Below are 18,556 nucleotides of genomic sequence, written 5' to 3' on the forward strand. Positions count from 1 at the left end.
CCATGAGCCAGAATCCCACGGACAGCATTCATACGCGGCTGTTGCATGCCGGTGCGCCACGACTGCACGATGGCGCCGGACCCGTCAACGTTCCCGTCGTGCGCACCAGCACCGTCCGCTTCGAAGACGTCGAGACGCTGGCCGACCGCCATCACCGCCGTTCGCACGGCGAGCGGATTGCCACCTATGGACGTCACGGCCTCGACACCCATGAGGCGCTGGAAGACGCGTTGTGCACCCTCGAAGGCGGGCATCGTGCCTTCCTGGCGCCCTCCGGGCTGTCGGCAATCACACTCGTCCTGCTGGGGCTGCTTGGGCCCGGCGACCACGCGCTGGTTTCCGACACGGTCTATGCGCCGCTTCGCCGGGTCGACCAGACGCTGTTGCAGCGGCTTGGCGTGGAAGTCGAGTATTTCTCCCCCGCGCATGACGCCATCGATGAACTGATTCGCACCAACACACGGCTCGTCTACTTAGAGTCGCCAGGATCGCTGCTGTTCGACGTCCTCGACTTGCCCGCGCTGACGGCCATTGCACGCGCCAAAGGCGTGCCCGTCGCCATCGACAACACGTGGAGCGGCGGCTGGTTCCTGCAGCCTTTACGCCTCGGTGCCAATATTTCGATCCAGGCAGCGACCAAGTACATCGCAGGCCACTCCGACGTCATGCAGGGCGCCGTAGTGGTGGACAGCCCGGCGCTGGCCGAACGCATCGCGACCACACACGAGGCGCTGGGGCTCACCATCGGGGCCGACGATGCCTATCTGGCGCTGCGCGGACTCCGCACGCTGCCCGTACGACTGGCGCAGCACCAGCGCAACGCGACGGAGGTGGCGCAATGGCTGCAGCAACAGCCGCTGGTGTCCCGAACGTTTTATCCCGCGCTTCCCGACGACCCCGGCCACACGCTGTGGAAGCGGGATTTCACGGGTGCCAGCGGTCTGGTGTCGTTCGCGCTGCGGACCAGCGACCAGACCGCCGCCGGCCGGCTGGTCAATGCCCTGCGCCTGTTTTCGATCGGCGCGTCGTGGGGCGGCTACGAGAGCCTGGCGCTGGTGGCGCCACCCGAGCGGCTCAACGCTGCACGTAGCTGGCAGGAACATGGGAACAACGCGCCGGTCATCCGGCTGCATGTCGGGCTTGAAGATCCACAAGACCTGATCGCGGATCTGCGCCAAGCATTCCAACGGACCATCGCCTAGGACTGACATGAGCGACATCGACCAATTCGCGCGAGACACCCTGCGGCTGCTGGGCCCGGCTCCCGACAACTGGGTGCCCCAACGCGACGGCATCGACCATAACGTCGTGATCGTCGGCGGCGGCCAGGGCGGCACTGCTATCGCCCATGCGCTGCGGCGGGCGGGCATCGGCGGGGTTTCGGTGATCGACGCCGCGGCGAATTCTTCGGGGACTGGCGTCTGGCGGACCCGCGCACGCATGCAAAAGCTGCGCACGCTGAAATCGCTGGTGGGGCCGGAACTCGGCATTACCGCACTGGGCTTCCAGCAATGGTTCGAGGCCCGCCACGGCCGCGACGCCTTCGCTGCACTAGACCGCATTCCGCGCCCCGACTGGGCCGCCTATATCGACTGGTTCCGCGATTTTCTCGATATCGAGATTCGCCACGGCACGCGCCTCGTCGATATCGCGCCGTGGGAAGAGGCCGGTGTGCCGGCCCTGCGGCTAACGCTGGAGGTCGGCGGTGCGAGGCATTTCCAGACGACACGCAAGCTCATCCTCGCCAACGGCGTGGCCGGCAACGGTGCGCCGTTCGTGCCGGCCTACCTTCGTGCAGCGGTGCAGGCGGGACTCGCCGCACATACGGCCGATGCCATCGACTTTGCGGCGTTACGCGGCAAGACCGTGGCGGTGATCGGCGCGGCCGCTTCGGCATTCGATGCGGCGGCAGTGGCCCTGGAAGCGGGCGCGCAGGCGGTACGGCTGTTCTCCCGGCGTGATCACATTGCGGCTCGGGCCGTTGCCAAGCCGCGCATGTACCCCGGTTTCTTCGAGAACTACGCCAGCCTGTCCGATGCGCAGCGCTGGCAGCACGCCGTACGCTACCGCCGCGCCGGCTCGACGCCTCCGGCCGATGCCGTCAAGCGCGCCACCGCGCATGCGAACTTCCATCTGCATCTATCATCGCCGTGGCAGGCTGCCACGCTGCGCGATGGCAGCGTCGAAGCCCATGTGATGGACCGAAACTTTGCGTTCAACTTCGTGATCGCCGGCACGGGATACACGACCGACCCTGGCGACCGCGCCGAACTGGCCAGCATCGCACCATTGATTGCACGCTGGCGCGACCGGCATGAGCCGCTACCGGGCGAGCGCGATGACGCGCTTGGCGCTTCCCCTTATCTGGGCGCCGGTCTCGAATACACCGAGAAGCATCGCGGTGCTGCCCCCTGGCTTGGCGCGATCCACGTGTTCAATCCGGCCGGGTACGCCAGTACCGGTGTCCCGCTGGGCGATATCCCGAGCATGCGGCGCGACATCCCCCGGATCGTATCGCGCGTGAGCCAGGATCTGTTCACCGCAGACCTTGAATTGCACCAGGCCCGAGCGCTTGCCGAGGTGTCGCCTGACTTCCGGCCGGACTTGTACGAACATGCCGTCTGGCGCGGCTGACCGAAACAGGGGGCATAACACCCCCTGTCCTGCCGGCTGTTACGACCGTTCGGCTCAGCTTGCCGCCGCGGCGGCCCCGATCAACCGGAAGCCAATATCACCCTCGCGCCCGAGCTGCTCCACCAGATTGACCTCCCAGTCGAGATATGCCTGGAAGCCGGCATTGCGCTGGGCCACGTCGGCATACTGATACGGGCTGAACCAGTAGTCGTCGTCACCTGTCAGCACCCGCTCGCCGCCCGTGCCCACGGGTAGACCCGCAGCCACCCACGCCTGCGTGCCGCCAGTCACGTAGCGGACATCGCGGCCCGAACGCGCGGCGAGTTCCGAAGCCACCACGCGGGCGAGCACGCCATCCGAAGAGGTGATCAGAATGGCGTGCCCGGCTGGAATGTCAGCGATCAGCGCTTCGAGCCGGTCGGGGACGGCGAAGTACGCTCCGGCCGCATGACGCTTCTCGTAGGCTGACCTTCGCTCCACGTCGAACAGCCTTGCCGTGCCGGCGCCCAGCTTCTGTGCGGCCTGCTGTGATGACACCGACGCAGCGGCCGGACGCGACGCCAGCACACGGACCGGCTCCGGGCCGGTCACGAGAGCCGCGTCGGCCGACGGTGCGTAGACGAAGACATCATGCCCGCCAAGCTGCGCCAGCCAGGCGGCCGTCGTCAGCGCGCGCACGCCGTCGAAATCAGCCAGCACAATGCGGGCACGACGCGTGGCCAGATACTCGTCGGTGGCCTGGACCAGTTGGCCGCCGGGCGCCCAGCGCCAGCCTGGCAGATGGCCTGCTTCATACTCGCTGCGCGTGCGCACCTCGAAACGGTACAGGGTATGCGTCTGCGACGATGCTTCCAGTTGTTGCAGGCCGCCAGCATCGATCCGGCGAACGCCCGCCTGCGCTGCCACATTTTCGGCGCGGTTTCGTACACCGTCGAGCGTCGCGGCCGGCGGTTCCGGCAGCGGTGTCACCCGCCCGTGTGCCAGCGTCCGGCCTGAAAGCAGCCAGGCCATGGTGCCGTCCTTGAGCGACGCCACCGGGTTGGGGATGCCCGCATCGATCAGCGTCTGCGCGCCCACAATACTGCGCGTGCGGCCGGCGCAATTGACCACCACGAGTGTGTCGGGATTCGGTGCCAGCTCACCGATCCGGTAGACCAGCTCCGCGCCCGGCAGGCTGTGCGCGAACGGCAGGCTGAAATCGGCAAACTCCTCTGTGGTGCGGCTATCCACCACGACGATATCTTCGCCCTTTTCGATACGGCGGTGCAGTTCGTCGACGTCGATCCACGGCGTGTGTTTCTCGTGCTCGATGATCTCGCCAAAGGCCTTGCTTGGCACGTTGCTGCCCGTGAACAGCTCATTGCCGGCCGCCACCCAGGCTGCGACACCGCCGTCAAGCACCGACACATTGCCCCAACCCAGGCGCACCAGCTTCGCCGCGGCTTGATGTGCGAGCGCGTCGGCATTGTCGCCGCCATCGAGCAGCACAATGCGCGTATCCCGCCGGGGCACCAGGCGATCGATCAGGAGTTCCAGGCGCCACAGGGGCGCTGACGCCGCCAGCAGCGGATGGCCCTTTGCATGGACGCCGGTCTCGCGTACATCGAGCAGCGCGATTTCCTGACCGTCTGACAGCGCTACCTTCAGCCCTTCAACCCCAATCACGGGAGCCGCAAGCCGGCGCGGCGGCCCGAAGTGGCGATAGCTGCCACCTGCCTTGCTCTCGAACACGACGCGGCCCGCGAGGCGATCCAGTGCGAGGCCATAAAAATGCAGATGCAGCCCGTTCTCCTCGCCGATCAGTTCAATCGTATGCACGTCGTCGGGCAACAATGTCACAGAGGTGCCTGCCACGACATCGGATTCGGCGATCTCCCGCAGATTGTCGCGCGCCGGATCATCCGTTCGCTCGCGTACGTAGAAGTTGTTCCGCTCGCGGCCGGTGATGCCGGCGATGATCGCCCAAGTGGTGTGGTCGTGCGGCGGCTGTGCCTTGCCCGGGAGTCCGGCCGAGACGTACAGCGCAAACTGGCCATCGAGATCCTCGGCCAGCCGGTAGACCTGTGCCGGATTGCTGGCAGACACGGGAAAATGTTCGTCCGGAAACAGTTCGCGTTGCTTGCCGAGTGCCTCCAGCGCACGTGCGACGGGTTCGAGCCGGGCCTTGTCGGCCAAGGCGTCGGTGCCGAGCAGGTGGCGCGTCTCGGCGATAAAGCGGGCCACGGCCTGGTGGCGGCGGCTGGCGACGTCGGTTCCTGCGGCAGCAGGCGAAGAGGTGCGGGATGCGGTCATGGCGGAGCCCTGGAGGGCGCGATGGGGACAGGCTACAGACTCTAGAGGCTGCCGCGTGCGTAAGGAACGAACAAACTCGCACAAGGTTATGCATGGATGGCGCTTATGCCGCAGAAGTATTGACTCGGAAAGCGGGCGGGCTTTAACAGGCCATTGATCTGTTGCGCAATGGCCGGTGGCAGAATCTTCCAAGCTCTCTTCGGCTCGCTATAATTTCCGCCCGCTCTCCCACTATTCCTGCTCGATGGTCTCACGCCCGCCACCAGCGCCGCCGCTCTACCTTCAGATTCGCGACACGCTGCGAACCGCCATCCTGAATGGAGAGATGGCGCCGCATAGCCAGATCGAGTCGGAAAGCGAGCTACAGGCCCGGTTCGGGGTGAGCCGCATTACGGTTCGCCAGGCCTTGAGTCATCTGGAGAAGGAAGGCCTGATCTTCAAGAAGCACGGAAAAGGCTCTTTTGTCTCGCAACCAAAGGCTTTTCAGAACGTATCGGCGCTCGAAGGCTTTGCCGAGGCGATGTCCCGCATGGGGCACGAGATCTCGAACCGGATCGTGACGTTCCGGTTCGTGCCAGCCCCTGCTGACGTGGCGCGCCGGCTGGCCGTGGAGCCGGGCACGACGGTGACCGAGATCCATCGTGTACGGCTGCTCAATCGCCAGCCCGTGTCGTACGAGGTGACATTCGTACCCGAGTCGCTCGGTCAACAGCTCCAGCACGCCGATCTGGTCACGCGCGACATTTTCCTGATTCTGGAGAACGACTGCGGCGTACCGCTTGGGTCGGCCGACCTGGCGATCGATGCGGTCCTGGCCGATACCGCCATCGCCAAGGCACTGGGCACGCCGAAAGGCGCCCCACTCCTGCGCATCGAACGGCTGACGCACGACGCGCAAGGCCAGCCGGTGGATTTCGAGTTTCTGTATTTCCGCAGCGACACCTTCCAGTACCGGCTTCGCATTGACCGGCAACCCCCCCCCCGCAGCAACGAAGGTCATAAGCTAATCCGAAACCATTCATTGGCCGTCAGCCATCCCGCTCCTACAATCGGTCCTAACTTGTTATAACAAGTTGCCGGATATCACGTACCGGCACCCAACAGGACCATGCAAACACACGAACTCGAGTACGACATCGTCGTGGTAGGCGGCGGCACCGCCGGCCCGATGGCCGCCATCAAGGCAAAACAACGCAACCCTGCCCTGCGTGTGCTGTTGCTGGACAAGGCGCATGTCAAGCGAAGTGGCGCCATATCAATGGGCATGGATGGGCTCAACAACGCCATCATTCCCGGCCACGCCACCCCGGAGCAATACACGCGGGAAATCACGGTCGCCAACGACGGCATCGTGAATCAGGCGACGGTCCTGGCTTACGCGCGCCACAGCTTCAAAACCATCGAGGAACTGGATCGATGGGGCGTGCGATTCGAACGCGACGACACGGGCGACTATTCCGTGCGCAAAGTCCACCACATGGGCGCCTACGTGCTACCCATGCCGGAAGGCCACGACGTCAAGAAAGTCCTCTACCGCCAGCTAAAGCGGGCGCGGGTCGACATCACCAACCGGATCGTCACGACGCGGGTGCTGACCGGCCCCAACGGCGAAGCGGCAGGCGTGATGGGTTTCGACTGTCGGACGGCCGATTTCCATGTCATCCGCGCAAAGGCCGTCATCCTGTGCTGTGGCGCGGCAGGCCGCCTCGGGCTGCCGGCATCCGGCTACCTGATGGGCACCTACGAGAATCCGACCAACGCTGGCGATGGCTACGCCATGGCGTATCACGCGGGCGCCGAGTTGGCCAATCTGGAGTGTTTCCAGATCAACCCGCTCATCAAGGACTACAACGGTCCGGCGTGCGCCTACGTCACGGGGCCGATGGGAGGATATACCGCCAACGGCCGGGGCGAGCGCTTCATCGAATGCGATTACTGGAGCGGCCAGATGATGTGGGAGTTCTATCAGGAGCTCCAGAGCGGCAACGGACCGGTGTTCCTGAAGCTCGATCATTTGGCGGAAGAGACCATCCAGGCCATCGAGACGATTCTGCATACGAACGAACGTCCGAGCCGCGGCCGGTTCCATGCGCGACGCGGCAACGACTACCGCACCCGCATGATCGAGATGCATATCTCCGAGATCGGCTTCTGCAGCGGCCACAGTGCGTCCGGGGTGTGGGTCAACGAACATGCGGCCACATCCGTCCCGGGCCTTTATGCGGCAGGCGACATGGCCGCCGTGCCACACAACTACATGCTCGGCGCATTCACCTATGGCTGGTTCGCAGGGGAAAGCGCCGCGACCCTTGCCGGAGAGATCGCCTTGCCAGCGATCGACACACAACAGGTGGACGTCGAACGCAAGCGCGTGCTCGCACCGCTGCACCGCGCACACGGCCTGGCGCCCGCGCAAGTCGAGTACAAGCTGCGCCGATTCGTCAACGACTACCTGCAACCGCCCAAGGTGACACGCCGCATGGAAATCGGCCTGCAACGTTTCGCGGAGATTCGCGAGGATCTGGACCAGCTTGCCGCGGCCAATCCCCATGAGCTGATGCGTGCGGCCGAGGTCAGCGTGATTCTCGACTGCGCGGAGATGGCCGCGCGCGCATCGCTGTTCCGCGCGGAGAGCCGATGGGGGCTGTATCACTACCGCGTGGACCACCCGGCGCGCAACGATGTCGACTGGTTCTGCCATGCCCACCTGAAAAAGGACGACCACGGCGAGATGACGTCCTTCAAGAAACCCGTGGAGCCGTATGTCGTGCCGGTAGACGGCATCGAGCGCGAAGCCTACGCAAGGTTGCGCGTGGCGCCCGCACCCGCCGCTGCGGTTCCGCAAGCCGAAACCGTCTAGGGAGATCACAACACATGACCCTCGTACCCCGCGATGCGCATGCGCGTTCCAGCGTGCCCGTGACCATCGATGAGGACAAGTGCATTGCCGACAAGGGCTGCACCGTCTGCATCGATGTCTGCCCGATGGACCTGCTTGCCTTGGACCCTGTCACCGGCAAGGCCTTCATGAAGTTTGACGAATGCTGGTACTGCATGCCGTGCGAGCGCGATTGCCCCACAGGCGCCGTGCACGTCGACATTCCCTACCTGCTGCGCTGAAAGTGCCTGGCGCCGACGACGCGCCCCCCAAACCAACCGTACACGCCCCGTTCTTGCAAGCCATGAAGGAAAGCCAGATGAAGAAATCGCTGTTTTGCGCCCTATTCCTCCTTCCTGCGGTATCCACGCTCGCGGCCGGACGCGCTGATGCGGAAACGATCCGCGTGGCCATCGGCACCCAGGACACCACGATCAACACCGCCACCGGCGGGTCACTGATTCGTGAACTGAAATTACTCGACAAGTACCTGCCGCGCGATGGCAAGTACAAGAATGTGACCTATGACGTTCAGTGGAAGAACTTCACCAGCGGGGCGCCGATCACCAACGAAATGGTGGCCGGCAAGCTGGACTTCGGCTCCATGGCTGACTTCCCCGGTGTGCTGAACGGCGTGGCCAACCGCAAGGCTGGCAAGGAGAGCATCTTCATCAGCGTGCTGTCCGGCAGCACCACCGGTAGCGGAAATGGCGTTGTGGTACCGGTCAATTCACCGGTCCAATCGCTGGCGGAACTCAAGGGCAAGACCATCACGGTACCCTATGCTTCCACCGCGCATGGCATGCTGCTGCGGGCGATTGCAGCACAGGGCTGGGATCCCGAGCGCGACGTCAACATCGTGACGCAGGCGCCCGAGGTGGCGGGCCCGGCGCTACAGGCCGGCAAGGTCGAGGCCCACGCGGACTTCGTCCCGTTTGCCGAACTGTTCCCGTACCGTGGATTTGCCCGCAAGATCTACGATGGCTCGCAGGCCAAGGCGCCCACCTTGCACGGCACACTCGTGGAAAAGGACTATGCACAGAAGTACCCGGAAATCGTGGTGGCCTATCTGCGAGCCGTCATCGAGGCCAACCGGCTGGTATCGGCGGAACCGGAGAAGTACAGCGAACTGATCGCCAGGATCACGGGTATCGAACCCGAGGTCAACTACCTGTTCCACGGTCCGCTCGGGCTTCAGACCCGTGACCTGACCTGGAAGCCCGAATACCGCCAGGCCGTTCAGACCTCGTTCGACACGCTAAAGCTGCTCAAGCGCGCCGACGGCGACCTGGATGCCGGTCAGTTCATCGACGACCGCTACCTGCGCGCGGCGTTCCAGGCGGAGAAGCTCGATTACGAGGCCGCACTGCGGAACTACGCGCCACTGCCGCTCAAGGCCAACGACGCCGCGACCGGCAAGGCAATTGGCAACGTCGAGCGCGTGGCCCAGATCTGGGTGCGCGGCGAATCTCGCGTGCGGCACTATGCTTCCCCCGAATCCGCCTTGCAGGCCCTTGGCGCGTTGCAGCGCGAGGGCAAGGAGGTCCGCGCGTTCTATGCCCAGGACAGGGAATCTGGCATCAAGCTGCTTGGCAATCAGGCATGGTTCGCGCGCGACAAGGACGGCCGACTGAATGCGTTTCTCCTCAAGGCGCGCGCCCAGGCGTGGGCCAGCCAGCATGGCGGGGAAGTGCTGGACTACGCGAGTGCGCGGAATCCCTCCGCGCTGGCTGCACGCTGAGGGGTCATCATGTCGACCATTGCATTGTCGAACGCCCCGTCGGCGCCGCGATCGTGGCTGCGCAATCCCGGCCGGCAGGCCCTGCGCGCGGCGTCGCTTGCGCTGTGCCTGCTGCTTTGGCATCTGGCCACTACCTACAAGGCCAATCTTGGCGTGGTGACTTTCCAGAACGTGCCGACGCCGGCCGAAACCGTGGCTGCGGGATGGGCGTTGCTGCAATCGCCGAAACTCGTCCAGCACCTGGGCAGCAGTGTTGCCCGCGTGGGGTATGGCTTCGGCTTCGCCGCCGTGCTTGCCATCCCGCTGGGACTGTTGATCGGCCGCTCGCAATGGGCGCGGCACGCCCTGCTGACCCCGCTCGAAGTGCTGCGTCCGATACCGGCGGTCGCCTGGATTCCGCTGGCGATCCTGATGTTTCCATCCTCCGAGTTATCGATGATCTTCATCACCTTCACCGGGGCGTTCTTTCCAATTCTGCTCGGCGCCATTCACGGTGCGGAATCCGTGGACCAGCGGCTGGTGGCATCGGCCCGCAGCCTTGGCGCAGGCCCATTGCAGGTGCTGCGCGAGGTGGTGTTGCCCGGTGCGGCGCCCGCCGTCGTGACGGGCCTTGCCATCGGCATGGGCACGTCGTGGTTCTGCCTGGTCACCGCGGAAATGATCTCGGGGCAGTTCGGCATTGGCTATTACACGTGGGAGGCGTACACCGTGCAGCGCTACCCCAACATCGTCGTTGGCATGCTGTTGATCGGCTTGCTGGGGATGGGTAGCAGCGCACTGGTGCGATACGCCGGACGCCGCGCCACGCCCTGGTTGTCTATCGGAGGCGGAAAATGAGCGCGGCCACCATCACATCCGGCGCAGGCGTCGCGGGACGGGTCGATATGCAGTCCCTGACGATTGCGCTCGGACGGGGTGCGCAGCGTTTCACCGCCGTGCGGGACTTCAGCACGGTGATCGAACCGGGCGAGTTCGTCTGCATCCTTGGGCCTTCCGGTTGCGGAAAGTCCACGTTGCTTGGCGTTCTCGCCGGGCATATCGCACCGGCGGGCGGCCATGCGCTGCTCGATGGCCGCCGCATCGACGGGCCACATCCCGAACGCGGCATCGTCTTTCAGCATCACACGCTATTTCCCTGGCGTCGGACTGTCGACAACGTCGCCTTCGGGCTCAAGATGCGTGGCGTGAGCAAGGCGGCACGTCTGCACCGCGCAAGCGCGCTGCTGGAGCGGGTTGGCCTGGCCGCGTTCGCCGACCGCTACCCCTCCCAGTTATCGGGCGGCATGCAGCAGCGGGCCGAGATCGCGCGGGTCATGATCAACCGCCCACGCATGCTCCTGATGGACGAGCCCTTCGGCGCACTGGACGCTCAGACGCGCGCCATGATGCAGGCGCTGTTGCTAGACGTATGGAGCGAAGAGCGGCCCACCGTGGCATTCGTCACGCACGATATCGACGAGGCGCTGTTCCTGGCCGACCGCATCCTCGTCATGAGTCCCGGGCCAGGCACGCTGATCGAGGACCTGCGCGTGCCGTTTGCCCGTCCGCGCGCACGCGGCGAACACGAAGACTTGACGACCCAGCCGGCATTCATCGACATCAAGCGCCACCTGCTGGCTTTGCTGCGGCACCGGGCACCTGCGCTGCCCGCTCCGCGCCTGAGTCCGCTCGGCGATCCGCGCCCCGCGCCATCCTCCATCCCCTCTACCTGACCTTGATGACTGCTTCCCTTTTGCTGACCAATGCCTTGCCGGACGACATCCGCCTGCAGTCCCCCGATGCCGCCGTGCGCAGGCTGGCACTGATCGACGCCGCTGAAACCGAGGACGCGGCCTGTGTTCCGCTGCTCGTGCGAGCGCTGCGTGACGACGCCGATACCGGCGTACGCCGCACGGCTGCGGAAAGCCTGGGTGCATGGGAGACACCGGAAGCGGTCGATGCCCTGTGCGATGGCCTCTATGACAGCGATGCCTCCGTCCGGTCGATGGCTGCCGAAAGCCTGGCTTGCCTGAAACAGCCGGCACTTGGCGCCCGGCTGCTGACGCGCCTGACAGATCCCGACGCCGATGTTCGCGCGGCGCTGCTGCGGGCGCTACGGGAACTGCGCTTGCCACAGAGCGCCGCGCCAGCCCGTCAGCACCTGGCGGACCCGTCCGCGGCGGTAAGACGGGAAGCCATTGGTGTCCTTGGCTGGTTGCGTCATACCCCCGCGCTATCCGATCTATCCACGCTCGCGCAACAGGACCCCGAGCCGGACGTGCGCCGCGCCGCCATGGGCGCGCTGGCATTCGCCAACGACGATGGCGTGCTGCGCACACTCGTCGATGGTTTGGCGGACAGCGACTGGCAGGTACGGGAAGAAGCCGCCGCCACGCTCGGCAAGCTGCGTTTCGCTGCCGCCCGCCCGGCGCTCGAGGCCGCGCTTGACGACGCATATTGGCAGGTCGCCTTGCAGGCGGTGCGCGCGCTGGGCCGGCTAGGGGATCCGCTAAGCGGTCGCCCGGTGGCCATGTTGTTGACGTATGCGGTGAGTAACGTACGCAAGGAAGCGGCGCTGGCGCTGGGCGAGGTCGGCACACTCGCCGAGCTTGCCGTGCTTGGCGTCTCGCTGCAGGACGATGATCCGGAGGTCCGAAAGGCCGCCCGCATCGGCATCGCGCAGATCGAAGCACGCCACCGGTCAGCCTGAGGGGTATCCTGGCTTGGCTGCAAACCCGTCGAGCGGCTCGCCTGCCACAACGCCGCCGACCGCAGCCAACACGCACTGCCCCGCTAGAGCAATGCCAGATGGCGGCGCGCTTCGTCCCGCACGAGATGGAGCGCGTGGGCCTTGATGTTGCGATAGACCGGGTCAGCGGCCAGCACCTCGGCGTCTCGCGGACCCGCGGCGACCGGGACGTCGATCTGTTCCCGGATGCGTCCGGGCCGCGCCGACATGACCAGGATGCGCGTGCCGAGCAGGATGGCTTCGTCGACATCGTGCGTGACGAAAACTACGGTCGTGCGCAGGCGCTGCCATGTTTCGAGCAGCAATTCCTGCATCAGAGACCGTGTCTGGGCGTCCAGCGCGCCGAACGGTTCATCCATCAGCAGAACTTCCGGCCGCATGATCCAGGCCCGGGCCAGCGCCACACGTTGCTTCATGCCGCCAGAGAGTTCCCACGGACTGGCGTCGTGATGTCGTTGCAGCCCCATCTGCAGGAGCAGAGCCGTCGCGCGGGGACGCCAATCCGCTTCCGGCAATCCCAGCATCCGGGGGCCAAACGTCACGTTTTCAAAGACAGAAAGCCACGGGTACAGCATCGGCTGCTGGAACACCATGCCGCGCGTCGGCGAGGGCCCGGTGACGACGCGACCCTGGCTCAGGATACGGCCATGCCGGGGGGTCTCGAAGCCGGCAATCAGGTTCAGGATCGTCGATTTCCCACAGCCGGAAGGGCCAAGCAATACAACGAATTCGCCAGGCTCCACCTGCAGACTCACATCCTGCAACACAGGAGGCTGCGCCGTTTGCGGCGATCCGAAATCGAACGTCACGCGTTCGAGCACAATGTCTGCCATATCAACTCTTGCCCGTCCACGGCACGATGACCCGTTGCAGCGCCACCAGCACCACATCCAGGGCGTATCCGATCAGTCCGAGAATGACGATGCCGATCATCACGACATCGGTACGCAGGTAAGACCCCGCGTTGATGATCATCCAGCCCACGCCGGACGTGGATGCCACGAGTTCCGCCGCCACCAGCGCGGTCCAGCCGATGCCCACCGAAAGCCGGATGGTCGTGAACAGATCCGCCGCGCAATGCGGAAACACCACGCGCCAGAAGATCTGCCATCGGCGAAGACCCAGTGTTTGCGCCACGCGTACATAGCCATGCGGCACCCCCTGCACGGCGGCAGTGGCGCCCACCAGCACGTTCAGAAACGTGGCAATGAAGATCAGGAAGAACTTCGACGCTTCGTCGATGCCAAGCCAGACAATCGTCAGCGGAATCAGTGCGATCTTGGGCAGCGGGCGCAGGAACTGAACAAACGGATTCAGCGCCGCGTTGAGCCCGCCGTGCAGCCCCATCGCCAGCCCTAGCGGCACCCCGATTCCCACGGCCACCACGAACGCCGACAATGCGCGTGCCAGGCTGATACCGATATGGCGCGCGAGCGAAATCTGCCCATATCCGTTCTGCCACAGCCCGGCCAGCGTCCCCAGCAATTCACTAGGCGGCGGCAGGAACAGTGTGTCAACCCAGCCAGACCCGCCCGCAACCTGCCAGAGCCCCAGGACGGCAACTACCGCCAGGGCGCTGACCGCACCCTGGCGCGTACGACGCGAGGCCACGACTACTTCGCCGCCTTCAGTTGTTCAGCCAGCTTCAGATAGCGGAGGTTGATCGACGTCGAGAACGACGCCGGAATATCGGTGCGGCGGATCTGGTCAATACTGCCCAGGAATTCGGCCGTCTTGCGCACGGCGCCAGCCAACACCGTGTGGTCGGTATTGCTGCCATCGCCAAACCATTGAGGCTTCAGTTGCTCTTCAATGGACGGATAGTTGTTGCCGTTGATGGATTCCTTGACTGCCCCCGGCGTGGCGCCCAGCTCCTTGGCGATAGCTTCGGCGACGGCATCAGGATTGCGCCGATAGTTGGCCACTTGCTGCTCCAGCACCAGCAACAGTTTGGCTACCAGCTCCGGGGGCTTCTCGCCGAACGCCTTGCTCACCGAAATACCGTTGAAGATCAGGTAGCCGTCTTTCTTGAGATCTCTGGTGAAGAATACCGGCTGACCGCCATTGGCCTCCAGCGTGGAATTGAACGGGGCCCACACATAGCCGGCGTCGATGTCGCCACGCCGCCACGCCGCCACCAATTCGTCGGGCTTGAGCGGTACGAACCGCACCTTCGATCGATCAATCTTGTTGAGTTGGATAGCCGTGTCCAGCGCATACTGCGCCGTGGAGTTCGGCGGATAGCCCACTGTGTGGCCGGCCAGGTCCTGCAGCGTCTGGATATTCTTGCCTTTGCGCGCCACCAGGCGCTCATACGTGGCGATATCCGCGGAAGTGCCCGCCAGCTCGATCGGAAGCTTGCGGACGATGGCCGAGACCGTCGGACTCGATCCGAAGTTGGCAATGTCCACGCTATTGCTGGCGAACAGGTTCAGTACATCGCCCCCGGTACCGAACTGCACCCACTTGACCGGCACGCCAAACGCTTTTTCCAGCGACCCATCGACCTTGGCATTGACGATAAGCTGTGCCCCGCCGCTATAGGCGATGCGCACTTCCTTTGGCAGAGGCTCTGCCGCGTTGCCAATGGAAATAGCCAATGCCAGGCCCGAAAACAGGAGTGCTCGTAAGGATTTGCGCATCGCGGTTGAAGGATTCGGTAGACAGGACGGCCATGTTAGACGGCAACACCTGCGACGCAAACAACCAATAACGGATATGAAAAATCCACCCTGACGTATTTGCAAGTGGTGAAATCTGCGGCCGACTTGCGACTCGCTTGCTAAGCGGCCGCTTCGATGTGGCGATTCACGGCAGCCTCCACCGGGCATGCAGAATCGTCGTCAGAGGCACCCCATGCCGTGCAACGTCGCCTCAATGGCACGATCGAGCGGCGTGTGCGGTTCCTCTCCGAGCACGGATTTCAGCTTGTCGTTGGTCATGCGCACCGGCTCCCGCCACAGGTAACGCATCTCGCGCATCTCCCGGAAAGTGCTGACGAAGGGCGAGATGACGCTGAGCAGCCACCACGGGAACGGGCGCAGCTTTGGCGCACGGCCCCCACGGCGAACCACGACACGGTGAATGGCTTCGGCCATCTGCATGCCGTCCGCGTCCCAATGCCCTGCCATGTGGAACGCCGCAATCGGCTCCAGCGATTCTCGCCGCGCGAGCAGTTCCACCATCGTGCGCGCCACATCGGGCAAATACGACCACTGATGCCCAATGCCCTTTTTGCCTGGAAGGCTGACGACGGTAACCGCCCCGCCTGGCTTGACCATTCCTTGCGAGAACCAACTGTTGCCGGGTTTCGGGCCAAAGAAGTCGCCCGCACGAACCACTATCGTGCGCACGCCGTCGGCCGTGGCTAAACGCAGACGCCGTTCCAACTCGACCCGGATACCTCCCTTGCGCGTCAGCGGACGCTGGGGCGAGCCTTCATGCGGCTCCGGGAATGCGTCGGGGCCAAAGTTATATACGGTGCCGGGCAGCATGATGGTGGCGCCCTGTTTTGTCGCCGCGGCAATCGTATTGTCGAGCATGGGCAGCACCAGCTCTGCCCAGCGGCGGTAACCCGCCGGATTGACCGCATGCACGATTACCGAGCACCCCTGCGCGGCCGCCATGACATCGTCTGGACGCATAGCATCGCCGGCGATCCAGTGGATGCCCTCATCAACCACAGGGGCGCGTTGGCTGCGCGTGAGTCCGCGCACGCTCCAGCCCGCGCCCAGAAGCTGCCGAGCGACTTCACCACCGATGCCGCCTGTAGCACCGAGAACCAAGGCTGTTTTGCTGGTTTGCATATCGCATCTCCCCTGAACATGGGAGCATTTTCAAGGTTCCGCCGTTGTAATAAAATTGCCTAACATCGCATGGTCGCTATATATTTTTGTATGGCCACGGAACCTGGCTGGGAACTCTATCGCTCTTACCTGAGTGTGCTGCAGGAAGGCTCGCTGTCTGGCGCTGCACGCGCTCTGGGAATGGCCCAACCGACAGTGGGTCGCCATGTCGAGGCACTGGAGAAGTCCCTTGGGCTGAACCTCTTCACCCGCTCGCAGACGGGGCTGCTTCCAACGCCGGCCGCGTTGGAACTCAAGCCCTACGCCGAGGCCATGAATAGTTCCGCAGCGGCACTCATGCGCGCTGCGGAAAGCCAGGGCGGCGTCAAGGGAACCGTGCGCATCAGCGCGAGCGAAGTCATAGGCGCCGAGGTACTGCCCCCAATCGTGGCGCAACTGCAGGCGACCCACCCGGGACTCAAGGTTGAACTGGCGCTGACAAACCGCGTGCAGGACCTGCTGCTTCGCGAAGCCGACATCGCCGTTCGCATGACGCGCCCCAATCAGGACGCCTTGCTGGCCCGGCGCATTGGCATCGTCGAGCTGGGCCTCCATGCGCACCGGGAATATTTGTGCGAACGAGGCATTCCCGAGAAGCCTGCCGATCTGGCAAAGCATGCGTTGATCGGCTTCGACGAGGAAACACCGTTCCTGCGGGCGGGAAGCAAGACATTGCCCGGATGGCGTCGCGATGCCTTCACAGTGCGCACGGACAGCGACCTGGCGCAATTCGCACTGATCCGCGCAGGGGCAGGCATTGGCGTCTGCCAGGTTGCGCTGGCTCGGCGCTATCCGGACCTCGTGCGCGTGCTGCCCGGCGACTTCACGTTTCCTCTGGAAATGTGGGTCGCGATGCACGAAGACCTGCGCCACAGCGCGCGCTGCAAGGTACCATTCGACGCACTGTGTGCGGGCCTGGAACGCCACGCGGCCTGAAGGCGTCTGGCTTCCCAATGATTGCGGGCATCGCAGATAGAGCTTCCTCAGGCTCGCCACATTCGCATAGGATGCCGCCTGCCTCACGGTTCTGATCGCCTTACGATGAGTCCGGCTCCCAGAGCGAGAGATACTCCGATGGCGAACGACGCGACGGCAAAACCGAGTCGCACGTCCGGAGCATCTGCGCCATTGGGCGCGATCGCGAAAAATAGCCCGCCAAAGACGGCTACGCTTACCGCCGCGCTGATCTGCAAGGTGCCGCTTACCAAGCCCGAGGCCAGCCCTGCCCAACGGCTATCCACGTGGTCCACGTTCAAGCGGACCAACGCGGGAAGCGCAATGCCCTGTCCCGCGCCGATCAGGAACAAGGGCGCTGCGAGCCAGGTTGGCGCATCTGCAAAAGCCAGCGCCGCGACCATGAGCAGACCAATCACCTCGAGGAGCATGCCAAAGGCGGCGGTGCGCACGCCAAACCGTCGCGCAATGTGTGGGCTGCCGAGCGGCCCGAGGAAGAAGCCAATGCCAAGCGGCAGGATCGCCAAACCGGCTCCTAGTGCATCGTTGCCCAGGCCAGCCTGTTCGTACACAGCGAACACCAGGAAGAACGCGGCGAGCGAATAAAAAAAGAATGTCGATGCCAAGCTGCGTCGTAACCCGCGCACGGCCAGCAACGAAGGCTGCACCAAAGGCGTCCTGCCAGCAAAGGCTTGTGCCTTTTCGTGCTGCCAGAAGACCCACAATAGCGGCGGACTCAGGATCAGCAGCGCAATCGACCACCACGGCCAGTGGTGCGCCCGCCCTTCGATGAGTGGCACGACAAAGGCCAACAGCCCAGCAGCGAGCAGCACCGCCCCCCACACATCCAGGCGGACCGAGCCCTCGGCCCTGCTTTCCCGCAGCAGCACCCATGCGGCCGGAACGGCCAGCAGGATGATCGGAATGTTGATCAGGAAGACGCTCCGCCATCCCAAACCCCACGGACTGCTGGAAATGAGGACACCTCCCAGCAGTTGACCGCCGACGGATGCCAAGCCAAATGTCGCCCCATATAGGCTGAGTGCGCGGTTCTTCTCGCCTGCTGGAAAGATGGCGTGTATCGATGCCAATGATTGTGGCGCCATGATCGCCGCGGATATCCCTTGCAACAACCGGCCCACGACGAGCATGCCCGGTGACGGCGCCAGGCCGCACCATGCCGATGCGATGCCAAAACCGAGCATGCCGCTTACGAATACGCGCTTCCGGCCGTACAGGTCCCCCAACCGGCCGCCAAGGATCAGGGTGACGGCATAGGCCGCGGCATACACGGAAATCACCAGCTGCGAGACGTCCGAGGACGCCTCGAGGCCCGCCCGGATGGCCGGTAACGCCACGTTGACGATGAAAAAATCCAGGGGCGGCAAAAGCGTGCCGGTCAAGAGGACAACGAGGGCGAGCCAGCGGCGGGAATCAGGCGCTGACGCCCCACTCGCTTGAGTGAACGTAGTCATGATGTCGTG

The 18,556-nt window shown here is 64.4% G+C and carries 16 protein-coding genes; 10 read left to right on the forward strand and 6 right to left on the reverse strand.

From position 1 onward, the window contains the following. Positions 1–2: 2 nt before the first annotated feature. Together metC and BLQ58_RS21415 are read left to right on the forward strand one after the other, a co-directional pair. Complete coding sequence (gene metC / locus BLQ58_RS21410; protein ID WP_092601892.1) at positions 3–1,202, forward strand: cystathionine beta-lyase; 1,200 nt, start codon at positions 3–5, stop codon at positions 1,200–1,202. 7 nt (positions 1,203–1,209) lie between these two features. Further along, positions 1,210–2,634 carry an FAD-dependent oxidoreductase gene (locus tag BLQ58_RS21415; RefSeq protein WP_092601894.1) on the forward strand — a complete coding sequence of 475 codons (1,425 nt, stop codon included), beginning with the start codon at positions 1,210–1,212 and terminating at the stop codon, positions 2,632–2,634. Positions 2,635–2,688: 54 nt separating this feature from the next. Here the strand turns inward: BLQ58_RS21415 and BLQ58_RS21420 are convergent, their stop codons facing one another. Beyond that, positions 2,689–4,926, reverse strand: coding sequence for a rhodanese-like domain-containing protein (locus BLQ58_RS21420; protein WP_092601896.1), 2,238 nt, complete (start codon positions 4,924–4,926; stop codon positions 2,689–2,691). Between the two features lie 244 nt (positions 4,927–5,170). Here BLQ58_RS21420 and BLQ58_RS21425 point away from each other — a divergent pair, with 244 nt between their 5' ends. The 7 genes from BLQ58_RS21425 (at position 5,171) to BLQ58_RS21455 (ending at position 12,234) form a co-directional block, all read left to right on the forward strand. Further along, positions 5,171–5,995, forward strand: a complete 825-nt coding sequence (locus tag BLQ58_RS21425; protein ID WP_092601898.1) for a GntR family transcriptional regulator — start codon at positions 5,171–5,173, stop codon at positions 5,993–5,995. Between the two features lie 39 nt (positions 5,996–6,034). Next, positions 6,035–7,786 (forward strand): fumarate reductase/succinate dehydrogenase flavoprotein subunit, encoded by a 1,752-nt coding sequence (locus BLQ58_RS21430; protein WP_092601900.1) that lies wholly within the window; start codon positions 6,035–6,037, stop codon positions 7,784–7,786. A 14-nt stretch (positions 7,787–7,800) separates the two neighbouring features. Further along, on the forward strand, positions 7,801–8,046 hold the full coding sequence (locus BLQ58_RS21435; protein WP_092601902.1) for a 4Fe-4S dicluster domain-containing protein: 246 nt from the start codon (positions 7,801–7,803) through the stop codon (positions 8,044–8,046). A 77-nt stretch (positions 8,047–8,123) separates the two neighbouring features. Beyond that, positions 8,124–9,545 (forward strand): ABC transporter substrate-binding protein, encoded by a 1,422-nt coding sequence (locus BLQ58_RS21440; protein WP_092601904.1) that lies wholly within the window; start codon positions 8,124–8,126, stop codon positions 9,543–9,545. 9 nt (positions 9,546–9,554) lie between these two features. After that, a complete protein-coding gene (locus BLQ58_RS21445; protein WP_092601906.1) occupies positions 9,555–10,382 on the forward strand; it encodes an ABC transporter permease in 828 nt (275 codons plus the stop codon). Continuing rightward, entirely contained in the window at positions 10,379–11,257 is an 879-nt protein-coding gene (locus BLQ58_RS21450; RefSeq protein ID WP_092601908.1) for an ABC transporter ATP-binding protein, read from the forward strand. The genes BLQ58_RS21445 and BLQ58_RS21450 overlap by 4 nt, the downstream gene beginning before the upstream one ends. A 5-nt stretch (positions 11,258–11,262) precedes the next feature. Further along, positions 11,263–12,234, forward strand: a complete 972-nt coding sequence (locus BLQ58_RS21455; protein ID WP_092601910.1) for a HEAT repeat domain-containing protein — start codon at positions 11,263–11,265, stop codon at positions 12,232–12,234. A gap of 83 nt (positions 12,235–12,317) precedes the next feature. Here BLQ58_RS21455 and BLQ58_RS21460 read toward each other — a convergent pair whose 3' ends face one another. The 4 genes from BLQ58_RS21460 to BLQ58_RS21475 all read right to left on the reverse strand — a co-directional run bounded on the left by BLQ58_RS21460 (position 12,318) and on the right by BLQ58_RS21475 (position 16,079). Beyond that, positions 12,318–13,106 carry an ABC transporter ATP-binding protein gene (locus tag BLQ58_RS21460; RefSeq protein ID WP_092601912.1) on the reverse strand — a complete coding sequence of 263 codons (789 nt, stop codon included), beginning with the start codon at positions 13,104–13,106 and terminating at the stop codon, positions 12,318–12,320. A 1-nt stretch (position 13,107) separates the two neighbouring features. Further along, positions 13,108–13,884, reverse strand: coding sequence for an ABC transporter permease (locus tag BLQ58_RS21465; protein WP_092601914.1), 777 nt, complete (start codon positions 13,882–13,884; stop codon positions 13,108–13,110). Between the two features lie 2 nt (positions 13,885–13,886). Next, positions 13,887–15,020 (reverse strand): taurine ABC transporter substrate-binding protein, encoded by a 1,134-nt coding sequence (locus BLQ58_RS21470; RefSeq protein ID WP_217636050.1) that lies wholly within the window; start codon positions 15,018–15,020, stop codon positions 13,887–13,889. Positions 15,021–15,116: 96 nt separating this feature from the next. Then, on the reverse strand, positions 15,117–16,079 hold the full coding sequence (locus tag BLQ58_RS21475) for an NAD-dependent epimerase/dehydratase family protein (protein ID WP_092601918.1): 963 nt from the start codon (positions 16,077–16,079) through the stop codon (positions 15,117–15,119). 90 nt (positions 16,080–16,169) lie between these two features. On the opposite strand from BLQ58_RS21475, the gene BLQ58_RS21480 reads away from it, so the two are divergent. After that, positions 16,170–17,054, forward strand: a complete 885-nt coding sequence (locus BLQ58_RS21480; RefSeq protein ID WP_092601920.1) for a LysR family transcriptional regulator — start codon at positions 16,170–16,172, stop codon at positions 17,052–17,054. A gap of 83 nt (positions 17,055–17,137) precedes the next feature. On the opposite strand, the gene BLQ58_RS21485 is transcribed toward BLQ58_RS21480, so the two are convergent. Further along, positions 17,138–18,547 (reverse strand): MFS transporter, encoded by a 1,410-nt coding sequence (locus BLQ58_RS21485; protein WP_092601922.1) that lies wholly within the window; start codon positions 18,545–18,547, stop codon positions 17,138–17,140. Positions 18,548–18,556 lie beyond the last annotated feature (9 nt).

This window comes from Ralstonia sp. 25mfcol4.1, from assembly GCF_900104095.1.
Lineage (GTDB): Bacteria > Pseudomonadota > Gammaproteobacteria > Burkholderiales > Burkholderiaceae > Cupriavidus.